We start from the raw sequence: 16,013 nt of genomic DNA, 5'->3' as shown, positions 1-16,013 counted from the left end.
CGATATAACAGCAATTTAATGAGATCTGATGCATGATTTTTTGGCATTAAGTTTGCTTATAATGTGTAGATTTCTAATTACAACAATTAGCGTCTTATGCACATGCCCTTTTTGAGCCCTTTAAAACTGAAGGCATGTCATTCATTTATAACAGAATGGACATAATAATAATGAAAGCAATTCCCTTAACTATTGCAGCTCTATCTATCGTCAGTTACACGGCTAGTAGCGCGGAAGACACCACTCATATTAAATTGGCGACGACCACAAGCACCTACCACTCAGGTTTGCTGGACTACTTATTACCTGAGTTCGAAAAAGATTCTGGTATCAAAGTTGATGTTTTAGCTGCGGGTACAGGTAAATCACTTCGCATGGGTGAGAATGGCGATGTAGACCTAGTGATGACTCACGCACCAAAGGCTGAAGCGAATTTCGTTGAGCAAGGTTACGGGGTTCTACCTCGCAAGCTGATGTACAACGATTTTGTCATCGTGGGTCCTCAAAGCGATCCAGCGAAGATTGAATCTCAAAAAGCAGTAACTGATGTGTTCAAAGCCATCGCGAACAACAACGTGACCTTTGTTTCTCGTGGTGACGACTCGGGTACTCATAAAAAAGAGATGGGTATTTGGGCACAAACTAAAATGGAACCAAACTTCGGTGGTTATCGCAGTGTTGGTCAAGGCATGGGCCCTACTCTGAACATGGCGTCAGAGATGCAAGGCTACACCATGACAGACCGTGGTACTTGGTTGGCTTACCAAAACAAATTGGACCTTAAAATCCTTTTCCAAGGTGACAAGAACCTATTTAACCCTTACCAAGTAATTCTTGTTAACCCAGAACGCTACCCAAGCATCAACTACCAAGCTGCGAAAGTATTCAGTGATTGGCTGGTTAACCCTAAAGGTCAGAAATTGATTAACGACTTTAAACTGCACGGCAAACAGCTATTTGTTGCAAGCGCAGAATAGTTGGTTGCAAGCGCAGAATAGTTCGTTGTAAGCAATGAGTCGTTGGTTATAAGTAAAGCGTAACGTTGAAGGTGTAGCCAAAACCAACAAGCACTACACTAACTAAACAGTCAACGAAACACTCTTAAAAACAATAGCTGACCAATACAGGCTCAAATAGTTTGTGTCAGCTATGATTAACATCAGTCATTACCGATAAAAACCTATTATCGATTCACACGAGATACTTCATGACCTTATGGCAAACAACGGTTGATGCAATGAACCTACTAGTGAGTTTTGACCACGAATTGTGGAAAATCGTCGCGGTATCCTTCAGCGTATCTTTGTCCGCCATCTCATTGGTGATTGTGCCTGCAATCCTTCTGGCTTTCTTATTGGCTTATACTGAGTTTCCCGGGAAGTGGGCATTGTTATCGGTGATCAACACCTTACAAGCGATCCCGACCGTCGTTATTGGTTTGTTGATGTACATGATGCTCTCTCGTTCAGGCCCACTCGGTGATTGGCAATTGTTGTTTACCCAAAAGGCGATGATTCTAGGTCAGATGCTGATCTGTTTTCCAATCCTCGTTGCGATGATGCACGGCGCTCTGCAAGCCAGTGATCGCCGAGCGGTGGAAACAGCACGCACGCTTGGCGTATCAACGACTCGTGTGGCATGTACCTTAATCTGGGAAACGCGCTTCCCTCTTTTAGCTGCAACTATCGCTGCCTTTTCTCGTATCGTCACTGAGGTAGGTTGTTCTATGATGGTCGGTGGCAACATTATGGGGATGACAAGAAACATCCCAACAGCTATCGCTATGGAAAGCCACAAAGGCGCATTCGCTCAAGGCGTCGCACTTGGTATGGTGTTATTAGCATTGGCATTAGCCCTTAACTTTTTCCTTTCCAGTGTGAGAGGAAAAGGCTATTTAAGAACTTAGGAACGCTGTCATGAGTATAAAAATAACAACACAGCAAATTTCAATGCGCTACAAAGAGCGTGTTTTGTTCCATATTCCCGAATTGTCGATCGGCCCCAACGATGCCATTTATCTCAAAGGAGATAATGGTGTGGGCAAAACGACCCTACTTAAAATATTGTCTGGATTGATTCAGCCAAGCTCTGGCCGCATTCAGTCTCCGACACAAAGCTGGCAGCAGATCTTATTCCCTAGGCTTAAGTTCAAAGACATTATCTATCTGCATCAAACCCCATATCTTTTTGATGGTTCGGTGTACCAAAATGTCGCTTATGGCATTCGCTTTAACAAAGAGAGCCAAAAAGATAAGCGAGCTCAAATAATTAATGCGTTGAGAATGGTAGGTTTAGAAACCCTCGCAGACGAGCATATTTCTGTTTTGTCTGGTGGTGAACGTCAACGCGTTGCAATGGCAAGAGCTTGGATTCTTAAGCCTTCAATCTTGCTTATGGATGAACCAAGTGCCTCTTTAGACAAAGAATCTATTGAAAGATTGGTGATTATGGCCGAAGATCTTCTTCAAAGAGGCGCGAGTTTAGTTATCACTAGTCACCAAACTAATGCGTTAACCGACTTATGTAAGAAGCAATGGTGGATCAAAGACAATACTTTGACCGAATCGCCGCTTCTGCAAGTTATTCAGAAAGATAAAGCACAAGAGAATATTTATGCTGCTTCCAACGCAAACTAGTTGGGTTATTTTGGCTGGCGGACAGGCCAGTCGCATGGGCGGAAAAGATAAAGGACTTGTTGAGCTCAACGGTTCTCCGCTTATTGAATACGTTATAAACAAGCTGTCACAGCAAGATGTCAGCATCACTATCAATGCCAACCGCAACTTAGACAGTTACCAAGCATTTGCTCCGGTTGTTTCTGATTCTTTCCCTGATTATCCCGGTCCACTGGGCGGCATTCATGCTGGCCTCAAAAACGCGAGCACAGATTGGGTCGGCTTTGTCCCTTGCGACAGCCCACAAATCAGTGACGATCTTGTTGAACGCTTTTGTTCTGCGGTAAAAGAAGACAGTGACATCCTTGTCGCGCATGATGGCGAATTTAAGCAACCTGTGTTCACCCTATTCCACAAACGTGTTCTGCCAAAGTTAGAGGCGTTTTTGGAACGTGGTGATCGTAAAATCATCTTGCTATACAAAGAGTGTGTTACGGAATATGTCGATTTTAGCGATTCACCTAACTGCTTTGTTAATCTCAATACGCCAGAAGAACTCACCCAATTTGGAACGCTTCAATAATGAAAGATTCAAAACAACGCCCTAACCTTCCTTTATTGGGTTTTGCTGCTTACAGCGGCACAGGAAAAACAACGGTACTTGAAGCGCTGCTGCCCCTGTTGACTAACGCGGGTTTAAAAGTGGGTGTTCTTAAACACGCTCACCACGATTTCGATGTCGATAAGCCAGGCAAAGACAGCTACCGCCTACGCAAAGCGGGCGCCAATCAAATGCTGATCGCTTCGCGTAATCGTCACGTGATGATGACAGAAACGCCAGAAGCCGAAGCTGATTTTGATTATCTACTGACACGTTTCGATACCAACACGCTGGACTTGATTCTGGTTGAAGGCTGCAAGAACATTGCCTTCCCAAAAATTGAATTGCACAGAGACGAAGTTGGCAAACCTTGGTTGTATCCAAACGATGACAACATTATTGCTATCGCTGCAGATAGCCAAGTGGAATCCGAACTGCCACAAATGGCGATCAGTGATTTGGAAGCGATTCGTGATTTCATCATTGAATATGCTCAGTCGTTTGACCCTTCATCGACAACAAGCAAAACCGCGTCGTGTTCATCTTCAAACGACGATACACCTGTTGTGTGTTGTGACTCCTTCTCTCCTGCTGGCCTAAGCGTTACGCAAGGTCAGCAAAAGATTGTTGATAGCATTGATGCGCTTGACCTAACAGAGAGTGTTGAATTACTACAAGGCTACGGACGTGTGCTGGCTGAAGATGTTATTTCACCAATCAACGTACCTCAGAATACTAACTCTGCGATGGACGGCTATGCGATCCGTAGCGAAGACCTAGAATTGGACAGCTACAACATCGTTGCTGAAGTCATGGCTGGTCACAGCTACGAGCAAACCGTTCAACAAGGTGAAGCCGTTAAGATCATGACTGGCGCTCCAATGCCAGAAGGCGTTGATGTCGTCGTGATGCGCGAACAAGCCGTTCAAGAAGGCGACACAGTTAGCTTCCCTGACGCTAAAATCTCGGTTGGACAAAATGTCCGCATGGCGGGTGAAGACTTAGAAATCGGCCAACCTGTCTTTACACGTGGCACACGCATCGAAGCACCTGAAATGGGCATGATGGCGTCGTTAGGTTTTGGTACCTGCCCTGTTCTACGCAAAGTGAAAGTGGGTGTGTTCTCTACGGGTGATGAAGTTCAAGCTCCGGGTAGCGAGCAAAAACCAAACTCTATCTACGACTCAAACCGTTTCACTATCATCGGCATGCTGCAAAAGCTTGGTTGTGACATCGTTGATTACGGCATTATCGAAGATGACGAACAAAAGATGATGGATGTACTTCATGCTGCGTCGTTAGAGACCGACATGGTTCTGACTTCAGGAGGCGTGTCTGTTGGTGATGCTGACTACATCAAACTCGCGTTAGATAAGTTGGGTGAGATTAACTTCTGGCGTATCAACATGCGCCCGGGTCGCCCTCTTGCTTACGGTAAAATTGAAGACAAACCTTTCTTCGGTTTACCTGGCAACCCAGTAGCCGTGATGGTGTCGTTCATTAACTTTGTAGAACCTGCAATCCGCAAGCTACAAGGTCAAACTAACTGGACACCAGTGAAAGCGATCGCGATAGCAACTGAGCAATTACGTTCTCGTCAAGGTCGTACTGAGTTCAGTCGTGGTGTGTTCTCAATGAACGAATCAGGCGTACTTGAAGTGAAAACAACCGGTAAGCAAGGTTCAGGTATTCTGCGTTCAATGAGCGAAGCGAACTGCTTAATCGAAATCTCGCCAGCGGTTGATACCGTGAAAGTCGGCGAAACAGTGACGATTATCCCTTTGCAGGGGCGCGTTTGATTCAAAGCTCAATGAGCTAAGTTGACTTACCAGATCTTTAATTGACTTAGCTGCTTTTTAATTGACTGAGAAGATCTTCGCCAAAACATAGACGAAGCCCCTATATAGATTTTTCGATGTTATGGGGCTTTTTGTTCTTTTCGCTTCGTGAAAAACAACCTGTTCGTTGCCTAAAAGACAAATAGCTTAGATTACGCTAAACGTTAGAACGATAATCTTAAGATTTTTTATCATAACCTTGAGCCACGTACTGTTTTTATGTAGAGTGCGCGCAAAGTAATAATTCTATTGGAGAGCATCATGGCTCGTACCATTCTGTACACTTACAAAGACGAAGACAAAGAGTTACTGTTTTCGAAACAAGAACACCGCACGATCCAAGAAGCTGTAGCTGCAGCTGAAGGTATCGACATCACTGAGTATCTAAAAACTGAGCAACAGCTTGAGTTTATTTCTGATACTAAAGCGGTTCGTAACTACCAAGACAACTATTTCCGTAAGCTAGGCTTTACTAAGCTTACGTTGAAGCAAAAAGACAACCTTGGCGTTGGCAAAAAAAAGAAGTAAGCCCTCTGGCTTCTTTTTCTCAAAATTTAGCTTCTAGCTTCTAGCTTCTAGCTTTTCGTTTAACTTGATAGCTAAGAGTTAAGAGCTAAAGAAACGAAAACAATGAACAATAAAAAATGCCGCAACCTCTTTCGAGATTGCGGCATTTTTATTTGTGCTTTTTAACTAGCTTAACGTTAAGTTTCGATTACTTAATGTTAAGGAATGCAGCACCACGAACGCCGCCTGAATCACCGTGTTTCGCTTTGATGATCTTAGGACACTTCGCTACAGACAGTAGGTACTTTGGTATACGCTTTGGCATTTCTTCGTAGATAAGTTCGAAGTTTGAAAGACCACCACCCAGTGCAACAACATGTGGGTCAAGACCCGTAAACAGGTTCGCAAAACAGATAGCCAATAGCTCCATGAAGCGATCTACGTGCTCAGCCGCTTTTGCTTCACCTTCGTTGTATGCTTGGATGATTTCAATCGCTTTCTTCTTCTCACCGAAGTAGTGCTCGTAAATCAATTCGAAACCACGACCAGATAAGTAGCTGTCTAAACAACCTTTTTTACCACAACCACAACCTAATAGCGGTGCGTTGTCACCAAGGTGGAACCATGCATCAATAGGAAGACGCATATGGCCGAGCTCGCCTGCAACGTGGTTACGACCAGAGAAAACTTTGCCTTCATAAACTAAACCGCCACCGAAGCCAGTACCTAGAATTAGGCCAGCCACTGATGGTTCATCTTTAAGTTCATCATCCCATGCTTCTGAAAGCGCAAAACAGTTCGCATCGTTCTCGATTTTTACACTACGACCAATAAGCGCTTCTAAGTCTTTACGTAGTGGCTTACCTGTTGAAGCTGGTACGTTAACAACAAGCATTGTGCCGTCGTCTGCGTTTTCCATGCCAGGAAGACCAAGGCCAATTTTGCCTTCGCAAGAGAATTCGCTATCGTACTTTTTGACCAAACCAGCAATCGTATCAAGCAGTAATTGATAATCGTCTGTTGGTGTAGGAACACGCTCTGTTGCTACTCGCTCAAGTTTCTCATTGAATGCACCAAACTCAATTTTTGTGCCGCCAACATCGAAGCCGTAATACATGAAATCTCTCCAATTTTTCCCTAAATTCGGGCAAATAAAATTTTTAAATTAAACAACTAAGGAGCATTATCCATAACACTCCCCCTACAAACCGTGATAGATAACAAACTTATCTCGCGTTCGAATCTGTTTGAACAACAAGTCAGCACAAAGCGGTTAAAGGTTAGAGTGACGTCTCACTTTTAGTATGCTCTATGAATGCATTCAGGCTTGGTTTGGTTGGATCGGACTTAAAACGCGTCTTGCTTAGCATGTAGCTTTCGCGAAATACTTCAAACCATAGCTGTAAAGTCTTAGCACCCTGCTCTTCACCGGCTTGTTTTAAAACTAAGCTCGCGACTTCGGCCGTTGATAGATGTTGTTCGTTGTCTGACTTACGCATCATGTATTGAGAAACCGATTCCGGTTCAATAGACAACACAGGTAAATCTTGCAGATACTCTGAACGACGGAAGATACGTCGTGCTTCGCGCCAACTGCCATCAATGAAAATCAGCAGCAGCTTTTTATTTGGGTCACGCATTTGTGGCAGATCTTGAACCACTCGCGTTTTGTCATCGGTATAATCTTCAGGGAATACGATAACGGGTTGGTATCTGTCATCTTTGAGAACATCCAACATCTCTTGATTTGGTTCAGTGCGATGCCAAAGGTAGGCGTAACTGTCTTTAACCGTATCAATAATCAAACGACCAGTGTTACTTGGCTTTAAGATTTCGTTGTCTGACAAGATCAACATAGTCGCGACGTTCGTATTAACGTTAGGTTGATGCTCACAGATACAGCTGTCTTGTTTGATTTTACAAAACTCACATCGCACTACTTTACACCCGCGCGCATTAAACGGCTTGGTAGCAATGGATAAACGGTGTTGATATAAACGGTGAAAAGCGTGGATTCTCATGGACAATAACGATAAATCTAGAAAAGTGGCACGATTGTACTTACAGTGTCTTCAGAATGATAGAAGGAATTCCTATGCAAGACCCATCACTGCTTCGCCTTGTTTGTTTTATTGTCGTTTTTGGATTATGTGCGCTTTGGGAGCACCGTTTTCCGCGTAAAGTGCTGACTCAAAGCAAATGGTTTCGTTGGGGGAACAACTTTGCGTTGGTAGCTTTGAACAGCTTTCTATTAGCCACATTGATTCCTATCGCGGCATTCCAAGCCGCGGTTATCGCACAAGAAAACCAGTGGGGTCTGTTTAACACCCTGTCACTTCCAAAAGAACTCACGGTTCTGCTCTGCGTGCTGCTGTTGGATTGCGCCATTTACCTTCAACACTTGGTGTTCCATCGTATTCCTTGGCTATGGAAATTACACCGAGTTCACCACGCAGACTTAGATATTGATGTTACAACCGGAACCCGCTTTCACCCTATTGAGATGATTGTTTCAATGCTCATCAAAGTGAGCTTGGTAATCGCACTAGGAGTCCCTGTCATTGCGGTCGTGATATTTGAGATTGTCCTTAATGCGAGTGCGATGTTTAACCACAGCAATGCACGTCTTCCGCTATGGATGGATAAGCGATTGAGAAAAGTGATTGTGACCCCAGACATGCACCGCGTTCATCACTCGGTCATTGTGAAAGAAACCCACTCAAACTTCGGCTTCTTTTTATCTGTGTGGGACATCTGGTTTAAGACTTACCGCGCTCAGCCAAAGCTTGGCCACGATAACGTTCAGATTGGCGTTCCAGAGATTCAAGATGGTAAAGAACAACGGTTAGATCTGATGCTACGTCAGCCATTTACTCAATTCCCGGCGACGAAAAACTAGGTTTGCAGTCGTTTGAGGCTCAAGTTTATATTGAGACTAAATTTATCTCAAAGCCAAACTTATCGTAATACGGAAACAAAACGCCCTCAGATTCTTGTGAGAATTTAAGGGCGTTTCTGTATCGATAGTCGTTAATTGCGTAGTGGGTGATTGAGTGCTGCTAGTGCTTAAATTCTTGCGCTATCTAGCTTAACTCCGCGCACTTGTTTACCTCAGTACCTCGTTTATTTCAGTACGTATTTGTGAAGCATGGCTTGTTGGTGCCCTGCTATCTCGCCGACTTGCTCTGAACTCTCGATCATAGATTCAAGTTGCAGCTTAGTATTCTCACCCTGCTCTGATACTCGGGTGATAGAATGCGTTACATCGACAGTCGCACGTGCTTGTTGCTCGGTAGCCACCATGATTTGCTCTACTCGTCCTTTGATCTGGCTAACCGCGACTTCGATTTTCTCGAAGGCTTGTTTTACATCGCCACTGGTTTCCAGTGCATTTGCCATTTCGCGTCTAGATTCCGTAACAGAAGCACGAGAGCGATCAGCCGCCGCAACCAATTCGTTCATCATATTTCGAATATTAGTGGTTTGCTGGGATGTACCACTCGCCAGTTTTCGTACTTCATCGGCAACCACTGCAAACCCGCGACCTTGGTCTCCTGCTCGCGCTGCTTCTATTGCAGCATTCAATGCTAGTAAGTTGGTGTTTTCAGCTATACCACTGATCATATCAACCATTTCACGAATCTGTTTAACGCGGCCATCCAAATCAGTCATCGATTCTTCATTCAGGCTAAGAGATTGCTCTAGTGCTTGTAACCGCTGTTGGTTAATGCCGACCACTTGGCTGCCATTGACTGATTCGTCTTCTGCCATCTGCGCGTCATCATTCGATGCATTCGAGATTCGAGCAATCTCACTAATGGATGCTTCAAGTTCTGTAATTGTAGCGATCATATTCTGTAGCGATTCATTTTGCTCGTTCAAGCTTGAATTGGTTTGCTCGGCAGCGTCATGGCTTACTTCAGCGGTTTGATAAAGCGTTTCACAGTTGCGCGTTACCAAACGAACCGAGTCAGCGGTTGAATCTACGACCGTATTTAGCTTCGAAGTAATAGCCTGCAGCTCTCGCGGCCCCAGCAGCTCACTCAGTTTAGAGAAGTCATGATCTGCGAGTAAACTTAGTTGTTGAGTAATGTTTTTAAGCCCTTTATTCATCCAACGACGTAATACAAACCATGAGAGCACGATAATTATGGCAATCACCAATCCACTTATAAATAACACACGACCAATATTGGCAATGGTTTGATTTACGACGAGTTCACTTTCATCAATCAGTTGATACGATGTAGAAGATAACTGATTTAGTGTATTGATAACCGTGTTCGCTAAGGTAATGGCTTTCTCTAAGTTCTGCTCTTGCTGCTTAACCAGTTCGAGCTTTAAGAGGATCTGTTTAATCACGCCATGTTCCGTGAATCCCTCTTTCACCATATCATAAGGCGCGGTCAGGCTAGCAAACTCAGCAATATCTGGGTGCCATTCTGAAAAGTCATCGTAAGCGAGGTTAATCCCAGCAATGCGGTTTCTTAACTCACGAAACTCATCTTCCGCTTTATTTAAGTCTGATTGCATCAATAGCATTAAGAAGGTGTTAGCCATTGCAGAAGCGCTTGCCGTAAAGCGGTTGGCAGCATCATGTGCTTCAGGGTTGTTTTGAACCAGAAATGAGCTAATACGGTTCATCTCAGGACCAATTGAACCCACACCATAGCGAAAACCACCAATTTGGCTATCGATGACGTTTTGCTTACCTTGTATATCAATCTGCGCCAGTAACACGCTGTTAGTCATTCTTTGTAGCTGAGCCATATCATCAATCAGGTTTTGTTTTTGTTCTAGAGAGATCGCATCGGGGAAAGATCGGGAGATAAAAAGGAGTTCCTCGAGCGTTGTATTACTCTCTGTCGCGAGTCGGTCAATTAAGCCCCTAGTCGAATTCAGTGTATCTAAGTCGGTTGATTGGGTGCTGTAAGTGAGAAGTTTCACTTGCTCTAAAACGCTTTGCGTTAATTCGGCGTTGTGTAAAGCAAGGGGTAATGCTTGTTCTGAAAGTGCCTCAAAATATCCTCCGACCCGTTCAACTCCCCGAATGCTAACCATTGATAAAAAACTAACGAGTAAAAGAATAGAAATAAATACAGCAGTGATGGTTTGAATGAGCGAGAATGTATAACGTGAAGGTTTTATTGATAAATTTGTGTCGGGCATGTGAAATCCAGTTTGACTACGAAAAGAGATATCCTTAAGTTAGTCCGTATACTAGAAGTCCTTGATGACGTTTATATTTCAGTTTTTTGTCAGAAGAGTTACATATGAAAATCAGAAAAATAGCTGTAGTTACAATAACTTTAGCAACATTGGCTGCTTGTAGCTCGACTCCATCCCCTTCTCAACTTAGTCAAACCGCACAAAAACCTTTATCAAAGTCGGAAAAATTGACCACCAACGCGTATATGAGTGTGTATGAACAGTGGAAAGGTGTGCCATACCATTTTGGTGGGACATCGTTTCGAGGCATAGATTGCTCCGCTTTTGTTCAAATTGCCGTCCAAAATGCGACTCAACAAGCCCTTCCAAGAACCACAAAAGATCAGAGTAAAAAAGGAAAAGAAATAGCGTATGGGCAGGCAATAAGCGGTGACTTGGTGTTTTTCAAAACTTCAATGACGGTGCGACACGTAGGTGTGTATTTAGGAAACAATCAATTCCTACATGCTTCTACATCGAAGGGTGTCATTATATCGAGGTTGGATAACCCTTATTGGGCTTCCAAGTTTTGGCACTTTAGGCGTTTATAGCGGTTTAAAGTTTTAACCGCTAAACAAGGTCATTTCTGAAGGTATGACTTAAACGCCTAACATCGTGAGCATAATCATCGTGACAAATGACTAACGAAGAAAAAAGTAGCTAACGAAGAAATGGACAAATAGTTAGTCGTATTTAGCGACAGCAGTATCAAATAGATTCTTCACTAGTGCGATGTATTCATCTAGAAATACAATTTGCTCGTTGGTCGCTTTCTTAGCCCATACACCCGCTAAAACTTCCCCTAAATCCGCTACCACAGCGTCAGCTTCTTTCAAAAGTTGAAAACGGACACTCGAATGCAACTCTGGATTTTGCTCAAATATAGCCATGATGTTTGTTGAAATCATGTCGGTGATGATGTCTTCAACACTCTCACTTCCTGTATCGCCATTACTATTGGTAAAGACATCCAGATTAAATGATAAGTGTTCGATCAGAGCCAAATAGCCATCGGTTTCTACAACCACAATAAATCTCCGTTTTAAGCTCAAGAGCAGATTAATACGTACTTGCTTAATACTATGTAAATGAAGCGATTTGTCATCACTTTATTACCAAAAACCGTATTAAAATGATCCTAATTAGTATTTCAGCTTAAATATTAAACCAATAGCTGAATATATACGTGTCGCTAGATGTCTGTTGGTCAAGATATTTGAAGACTTAACACACCATTATCACTCGGCTATTAAAGAGCTATTCAATAGTGAGTAAGAGCTAGGCTGCTCAAATTTCACGTACCCTATCGTTAACCATAGTCGTTTCAAGCTACTCTAAAAGTACATTTAAGTTAATGCGTAGATAATAACAAGCTCCAACTACTTTTCCTGTTTGTTTCAATCAAAACCGTTTCGATTGTGATGCCAGTTCCAAACAATTCTATAACGTCGCTTACCAATTTCTGTTTGTATTTCAAAGAGCTTGAATCAGTTCAAGTTCACAAATTGACCAATTGATTCTACATAAGGTGAATAAGAGCTAAGAACATTGACGAGTGCGTCTATAAATTGCTCAGATTTATCCTAAACTATGACTATCAAACAAGATTTTTAACCTTCATTCTTTTTAACTTTCAGTCTTTGAGGATTTCCTATGTGGCAGGCCATTTCTCAACAACTTTCAGATACTCTTCTATTTAACTTTCAGATTACTGAACGTACCAAGGTTTCTGGTGGCGACATTAACGATTGCTATATGATCAGCGATGGTAATGAACGTTACTTTGTGAAAGTGAATCAGCGGGAATTTCTACCTAAATTTGAAATCGAAGCTGAAAACTTACGTTTGTTAAGAGAAACCTCGACCGTTTATGTTCCTGAATTGGTTCTGATTGGTAAAACCAAAGAATGTTCATTCATTATTCTCAATTACTTGCCAACTAAGCCGCTTGATACGGGTAATAACAGCTTTGATTTCGGAGTACAGCTTGCACAACTTCATAAATGGGGCGAGCAAAAAGAGTTTGGTTGTGATCAAGATAATTTTATCGGTAGTACACTTCAGCCTAACCCTTGGCATAAGAAATGGGGTCGGTTTTTCTCTGAGCAGCGCATAGGCTTCCAACTGCAGTTACTAAAAGAGAAAGGTATCGAATTCGGTGATATTGACGACATCGTTGATGTAGTAAACATGCGTCTAGCAGGCCGCAACCCTCGTCCTTCTTTGCTTCATGGTGATCTCTGGAATGGCAACGTCGCTAACTCAGCCTTCGGGCCAATCTGCTACGATCCTGCTTGTTACTGGGGCGACCATGAATGTGACTTAGCGCTAACCGAATTGTTTGAAGGGTTTCCAAAAGAATTTTATGAAGGTTACCAAAGCGTCAACCCACTCGACGTTGGCTATACTGATAGGAAGGACATTTACAACTTGTATCATCTTCTCAACCACTGTAATCAATTCGGTGGTGAGTATTTAGCACAAACTGAGGCGTGCATTAAGAAGATACAGGCCGTTTAATACCAATCTCGGGGTCGGTTTAGTTATTTATTACGAGCTATATAAGCGACTTATTACGCGATTTAAGCTACTACGATTGGAACAAGTTACAGTGAGGAGAGTTTGCCATGCATAAATACACAGAGAAACATGTCTCGTGCCCCCACTGTGGGCATGCAATCAGCATAACGCTCGACGCTTCGAATGGAAGCCAAGATTTTTATGACGATTGCCCAGCGTGTTGCAATGCCATTCACCTCGACATGCAGGTAGATGAAGTAAGAGACAGAATTAGCCTTTCGATTGATGCAGACGACGAACAAGTCTTCTAAGCTTCGCTTTCTCTATTGAGGCAATCCTAGAGTTCGACCAAGTAAAATACAAAAAAGAGCACATTCGATGCTCTTTTTTAATATCTTCGACTTTTTACTTAGTGTCGCTGTATAGGCAATCGCTATTTATAAACCGTCACTAATGCTGCTGGTTTGCTAATACGCGTTCAACAGTATCAACAATCGCTTGTGTTTGAGGATCAAACTCAATATTTACTTGGTCGCCTACTTCGCGGCTGCCAAACAAAGTGCGATTCAGCGTTTCTGGAATCAGGTGAACGGAGAAACGGTTCTCTTCTACTTCACCAATCGTTAGCGAACAACCATCAACGCCGATGTAACCTTTGCTCAATACATACTTCATTGATTCTTGCGGTAGTTCGAACCATAGCGTTCGGTTGTTTTCTGTCTTGATTACATCAACGAGGTTAGCCATCAGAGTAATGTGGCCAGACATGCTGTGCCCACCAATTTCATCACCGAACTTTGCTGCACGCTCAACATTCACTTTGTCACCAACATTCAGTTGGCCTAAGTTCGTTAATCGTAATGTAGCTTGCATTAAATCAAAGGCAATCTGGTTGCCTGAAATTTCCGTTACCGTTAAGCAGCAACCGTTATGAGCCACAGAAGCACCAATGGCTAATCCCTCAACCATTTCGTCAGTTAACTCAATGGTATGAGTCTGAAATAACTCTTTCTTATTTATTGCAACCAGTGTTGCCATGCCTTGAACGATACCTGTAAACATAAGATTCCTATTTAGCATTCTAATAACAGTTTTTCATAGCAGTTATTGTGACATTTCTTTATGATTCGTCCAGTGGAAGCTTAAGATCATTGTCTCTGATTCCTTCAGAATGCCCTTTCCTACACTATTATTCTAATTTTTCCTCTTATTTGGAGTTGTTTGTGCATCGTTACAAAGAAGAATCCTCGAATCTAATCAAACTTGCTACCCCAGTTTTGATCGCATCTGTTGCACAAACTGGGATGGGTTTTGTTGATACCGTGATGGCCGGTGGCGTAAGTGCTATCGATATGGCGGCGGTTTCGATTGCAGCAAGTATCTGGCTACCATCAATATTATTTGGTGTAGGTCTTTTGATGGCGTTGGTTCCTGTTGTTGCACAACTGAACGGTTCAGGCCGCCAAGTCAAAATACCATTTGAGATTCAGCAAGGTGCATTTTTGGCACTCGTCATCTCGTTACCTATCATTGGCGTGCTGTTCCAAACGCAGCTGATATTGGAATGGATGGACATTGAACAACTGATGGCAGATAAGACCATTGGTTACATGAATGCGGTGATGTTTGCTGTACCTGCGTTTTTGTTGTTCCAAACATTGAGGAGTTTTACTGATGGTATGTCTTTAACTAAGCCTGCCATGGTGATCGGTTTTATTGGCTTGCTATTGAACATCCCGCTTAACTGGATGTTCGTATACGGAAAACTAGGAGCTCCTGCTCTTGGTGGTATTGGCTGTGGCGTTGCAACGGCTATCGTCTATTGGGTGATGTTTGCGCTGCTGTTCGCCTATGTTCTTACCTCAAAGCGTTTAGCGAAAATTAACATCTTTGGAACGTTCCATAAGCCTCAACTTAAAGCTCAAATTCGTTTGTTCAAACTTGGCTTCCCAGTTGCTGCCGCTATCTTCTTCGAGGTAACGTTGTTCGCAGTCGTTTCCCTATTGGTTGCCCCATTAGGTTCATTGGTTGTTGCCGCACACCAAGTCGCGATTAATTTCTCTTCTCTTGTGTTTATGATTCCAATGAGTATCGGTGCCGCTGTTAGTATTCGTGTTGGTCATAAGCTCGGTGAAAACAACACGGAAGGCGCGAAGATCGCTACGCACGTGGGTATCATTGTTGGTTTAGTCACTGCTTTGATGACCGCGACATTCACTGTTTTGTTCAGAGAGCAGGTTTCGTTACTGTACACAGAAAACACGGCGGTAATTACCGTTGCAATGCAGTTACTGTTGTTCGCTGCTGTTTATCAATGTACCGACGCAATCCAAGTGATCGCTGCAGGTGCTTTGCGTGGATACAAAGACATGCGTTCGATCTTCAACATTACTTTCGTTGCTTATTGGTTGCTTGGTCTTCCTATTGGCTACATCTTAGGAATGAAAGATTGGATTGTTGAGCCTATGGGCGCGCACGGCTTCTGGGTTGGTTTCATTATCGGCCTAACGTCAGCAGCCATTATGCTGGGTATGCGTTTGCATTGGATGCATAAACAAGACGATGATGTGCAGTTAGAATTTAGCTCTCGTTAGATTCTCACTGCTACGCCGGTATAACCGATATCGCATACAAAAAAAGAGCTCTGACTTTCAGAGCTCTTTTTCGTTTACGGGTGCGTATAATTTAGGGCGCGGTAGTTTGTTTTAGCCGGTAAATTAGTGT

16 protein-coding genes are annotated in these 16,013 nt (G+C 43.1%); 11 read left to right on the top strand and 5 right to left on the bottom strand.

Annotated features, from left to right (window positions below; all coding sequences use genetic code 11):
• Nucleotides 1-170: 170 nt before the first annotated feature.
• The 6 genes from BCU75_RS20265 to BCU75_RS20240 all read left to right on the top strand — a co-directional run bounded on the left by BCU75_RS20265 (nt 171) and on the right by BCU75_RS20240 (nt 5,582).
• Nucleotides 171-977, top strand: a complete 807-nt coding sequence (locus BCU75_RS20265) for a substrate-binding domain-containing protein (protein WP_017077255.1) — start codon at nt 171-173, stop codon at nt 975-977.
• A gap of 230 nt (nt 978-1,207) precedes the next feature.
• Nucleotides 1,208-1,906 carry an ABC transporter permease gene (locus BCU75_RS20260; protein WP_102474897.1) on the top strand — a complete coding sequence of 233 codons (699 nt, stop codon included), beginning with the start codon at nt 1,208-1,210 and terminating at the stop codon, nt 1,904-1,906.
• A gap of 10 nt (nt 1,907-1,916) precedes the next feature.
• Nucleotides 1,917-2,636: an energy-coupling factor ABC transporter ATP-binding protein gene (locus tag BCU75_RS20255; RefSeq protein ID WP_004733775.1), complete on the top strand. Its 720-nt coding sequence runs from the start codon at nt 1,917-1,919 to the stop codon at nt 2,634-2,636.
• Entirely contained in the window at nt 2,614-3,198 is a 585-nt protein-coding gene (gene mobA, locus BCU75_RS20250) for a molybdenum cofactor guanylyltransferase MobA (protein ID WP_076678419.1), read from the top strand. Before BCU75_RS20255 ends, mobA begins: the two co-directional genes overlap by 23 nt.
• Nucleotides 3,198-5,015, top strand: a complete 1,818-nt coding sequence (locus tag BCU75_RS20245; protein WP_102474896.1) for a bifunctional molybdopterin-guanine dinucleotide biosynthesis adaptor protein MobB/molybdopterin molybdotransferase MoeA — start codon at nt 3,198-3,200, stop codon at nt 5,013-5,015. The genes mobA and BCU75_RS20245 overlap by 1 nt, the downstream gene beginning before the upstream one ends.
• A 300-nt stretch (nt 5,016-5,315) precedes the next feature.
• Nucleotides 5,316-5,582, top strand: a complete 267-nt coding sequence (locus tag BCU75_RS20240) for a DUF2960 family protein (protein ID WP_004733780.1) — start codon at nt 5,316-5,318, stop codon at nt 5,580-5,582.
• 187 nt (nt 5,583-5,769) lie between these two features.
• Here BCU75_RS20240 and nagK read toward each other — a convergent pair whose 3' ends face one another.
• Together nagK and BCU75_RS20230 are read right to left on the bottom strand one after the other, a co-directional pair.
• Nucleotides 5,770-6,678 carry an N-acetylglucosamine kinase gene (nagK, locus tag BCU75_RS20235; protein ID WP_017112058.1) on the bottom strand — a complete coding sequence of 303 codons (909 nt, stop codon included), beginning with the start codon at nt 6,676-6,678 and terminating at the stop codon, nt 5,770-5,772.
• A gap of 163 nt (nt 6,679-6,841) precedes the next feature.
• Complete coding sequence (locus BCU75_RS20230; protein WP_076678416.1) at nt 6,842-7,588, bottom strand: tRNA-uridine aminocarboxypropyltransferase; 747 nt, start codon at nt 7,586-7,588, stop codon at nt 6,842-6,844.
• Nucleotides 7,589-7,656: 68 nt separating this feature from the next.
• On the opposite strand from BCU75_RS20230, the gene BCU75_RS20225 reads away from it, so the two are divergent.
• Entirely contained in the window at nt 7,657-8,460 is an 804-nt protein-coding gene (locus tag BCU75_RS20225; protein ID WP_102474895.1) for a sterol desaturase family protein, read from the top strand.
• 224 nt (nt 8,461-8,684) lie between these two features.
• Here the strand turns inward: BCU75_RS20225 and BCU75_RS20220 are convergent, their stop codons facing one another.
• Nucleotides 8,685-10,730, bottom strand: coding sequence for a methyl-accepting chemotaxis protein (locus tag BCU75_RS20220; protein ID WP_102474894.1), 2,046 nt, complete (start codon nt 10,728-10,730; stop codon nt 8,685-8,687).
• A gap of 104 nt (nt 10,731-10,834) precedes the next feature.
• Here BCU75_RS20220 and BCU75_RS20215 point away from each other — a divergent pair, with 104 nt between their 5' ends.
• Nucleotides 10,835-11,320, top strand: coding sequence for an NlpC/P60 family protein (locus tag BCU75_RS20215; protein WP_102474893.1), 486 nt, complete (start codon nt 10,835-10,837; stop codon nt 11,318-11,320).
• A 132-nt stretch (nt 11,321-11,452) separates the two neighbouring features.
• On the opposite strand, the gene BCU75_RS20210 is transcribed toward BCU75_RS20215, so the two are convergent.
• On the bottom strand, nt 11,453-11,797 hold the full coding sequence (locus tag BCU75_RS20210; protein WP_076678412.1) for a DUF3802 family protein: 345 nt from the start codon (nt 11,795-11,797) through the stop codon (nt 11,453-11,455).
• A 625-nt stretch (nt 11,798-12,422) separates the two neighbouring features.
• Here BCU75_RS20210 and BCU75_RS20205 point away from each other — a divergent pair.
• Both BCU75_RS20205 and BCU75_RS20200 read left to right on the top strand, forming a co-directional pair.
• Complete coding sequence (locus BCU75_RS20205) at nt 12,423-13,289, top strand: fructosamine kinase family protein (RefSeq protein WP_076678411.1); 867 nt, start codon at nt 12,423-12,425, stop codon at nt 13,287-13,289.
• 107 nt (nt 13,290-13,396) lie between these two features.
• On the top strand, nt 13,397-13,600 hold the full coding sequence (locus BCU75_RS20200; protein ID WP_076678410.1) for a CPXCG motif-containing cysteine-rich protein: 204 nt from the start codon (nt 13,397-13,399) through the stop codon (nt 13,598-13,600).
• Nucleotides 13,601-13,739: 139 nt separating this feature from the next.
• Here BCU75_RS20200 and BCU75_RS20195 read toward each other — a convergent pair whose 3' ends face one another.
• On the bottom strand, nt 13,740-14,351 hold the full coding sequence (locus BCU75_RS20195; protein ID WP_102474892.1) for a riboflavin synthase subunit alpha: 612 nt from the start codon (nt 14,349-14,351) through the stop codon (nt 13,740-13,742).
• A 161-nt stretch (nt 14,352-14,512) separates the two neighbouring features.
• Between BCU75_RS20195 and BCU75_RS20190 the strand changes: the two genes are divergently transcribed.
• Nucleotides 14,513-15,883 (top strand): MATE family efflux transporter, encoded by a 1,371-nt coding sequence (locus BCU75_RS20190; protein WP_102474891.1) that lies wholly within the window; start codon nt 14,513-14,515, stop codon nt 15,881-15,883.
• Nucleotides 15,884-16,013: the final 130 nt, after the last annotated feature.

The organism is Vibrio splendidus, assembly GCF_002873455.1.
Taxonomy (GTDB): Bacteria; Pseudomonadota; Gammaproteobacteria; order Enterobacterales; family Vibrionaceae; genus Vibrio; species Vibrio splendidus_J.
Note: the sequence above shows the minus strand (reverse complement) of the source record. Positions and strands in the feature narration are given on the sequence as shown.

Bases quoted from the DNA above. Each gene is read 5' to 3' on its own strand.
- BCU75_RS20265 (WP_017077255.1), top strand. From the start codon at position 171: ATGAAAGCAATTCCCTTAACTATTGCAGCTCTATCTATCGTCAGTTAC.
- BCU75_RS20260 (WP_102474897.1), top strand. From the start codon at position 1,208: ATGACCTTATGGCAAACAACGGTTGATGCAATGAACCTACTAGTGAGT.
- BCU75_RS20255 (WP_004733775.1), top strand. From the start codon at position 1,917: ATGAGTATAAAAATAACAACACAGCAAATTTCAATGCGCTACAAAGAG.
- mobA (WP_076678419.1), top strand. From the start codon at position 2,614: ATGCTGCTTCCAACGCAAACTAGTTGGGTTATTTTGGCTGGCGGACAG.
- BCU75_RS20245 (WP_102474896.1), top strand. From the start codon at position 3,198: ATGAAAGATTCAAAACAACGCCCTAACCTTCCTTTATTGGGTTTTGCT.
- BCU75_RS20240 (WP_004733780.1), top strand. From the start codon at position 5,316: ATGGCTCGTACCATTCTGTACACTTACAAAGACGAAGACAAAGAGTTA.
- nagK (WP_017112058.1), bottom strand. From the start codon at position 6,678: ATGTATTACGGCTTCGATGTTGGCGGCACAAAAATTGAGTTTGGTGCA.
- BCU75_RS20225 (WP_102474895.1), top strand. From the start codon at position 7,657: ATGCAAGACCCATCACTGCTTCGCCTTGTTTGTTTTATTGTCGTTTTT.
- BCU75_RS20220 (WP_102474894.1), bottom strand. From the start codon at position 10,730: ATGCCCGACACAAATTTATCAATAAAACCTTCACGTTATACATTCTCG.
- BCU75_RS20215 (WP_102474893.1), top strand. From the start codon at position 10,835: ATGAAAATCAGAAAAATAGCTGTAGTTACAATAACTTTAGCAACATTG.
- BCU75_RS20205 (WP_076678411.1), top strand. From the start codon at position 12,423: ATGTGGCAGGCCATTTCTCAACAACTTTCAGATACTCTTCTATTTAAC.
- BCU75_RS20200 (WP_076678410.1), top strand. From the start codon at position 13,397: ATGCATAAATACACAGAGAAACATGTCTCGTGCCCCCACTGTGGGCAT.
- BCU75_RS20195 (WP_102474892.1), bottom strand. From the start codon at position 14,351: ATGTTTACAGGTATCGTTCAAGGCATGGCAACACTGGTTGCAATAAAT.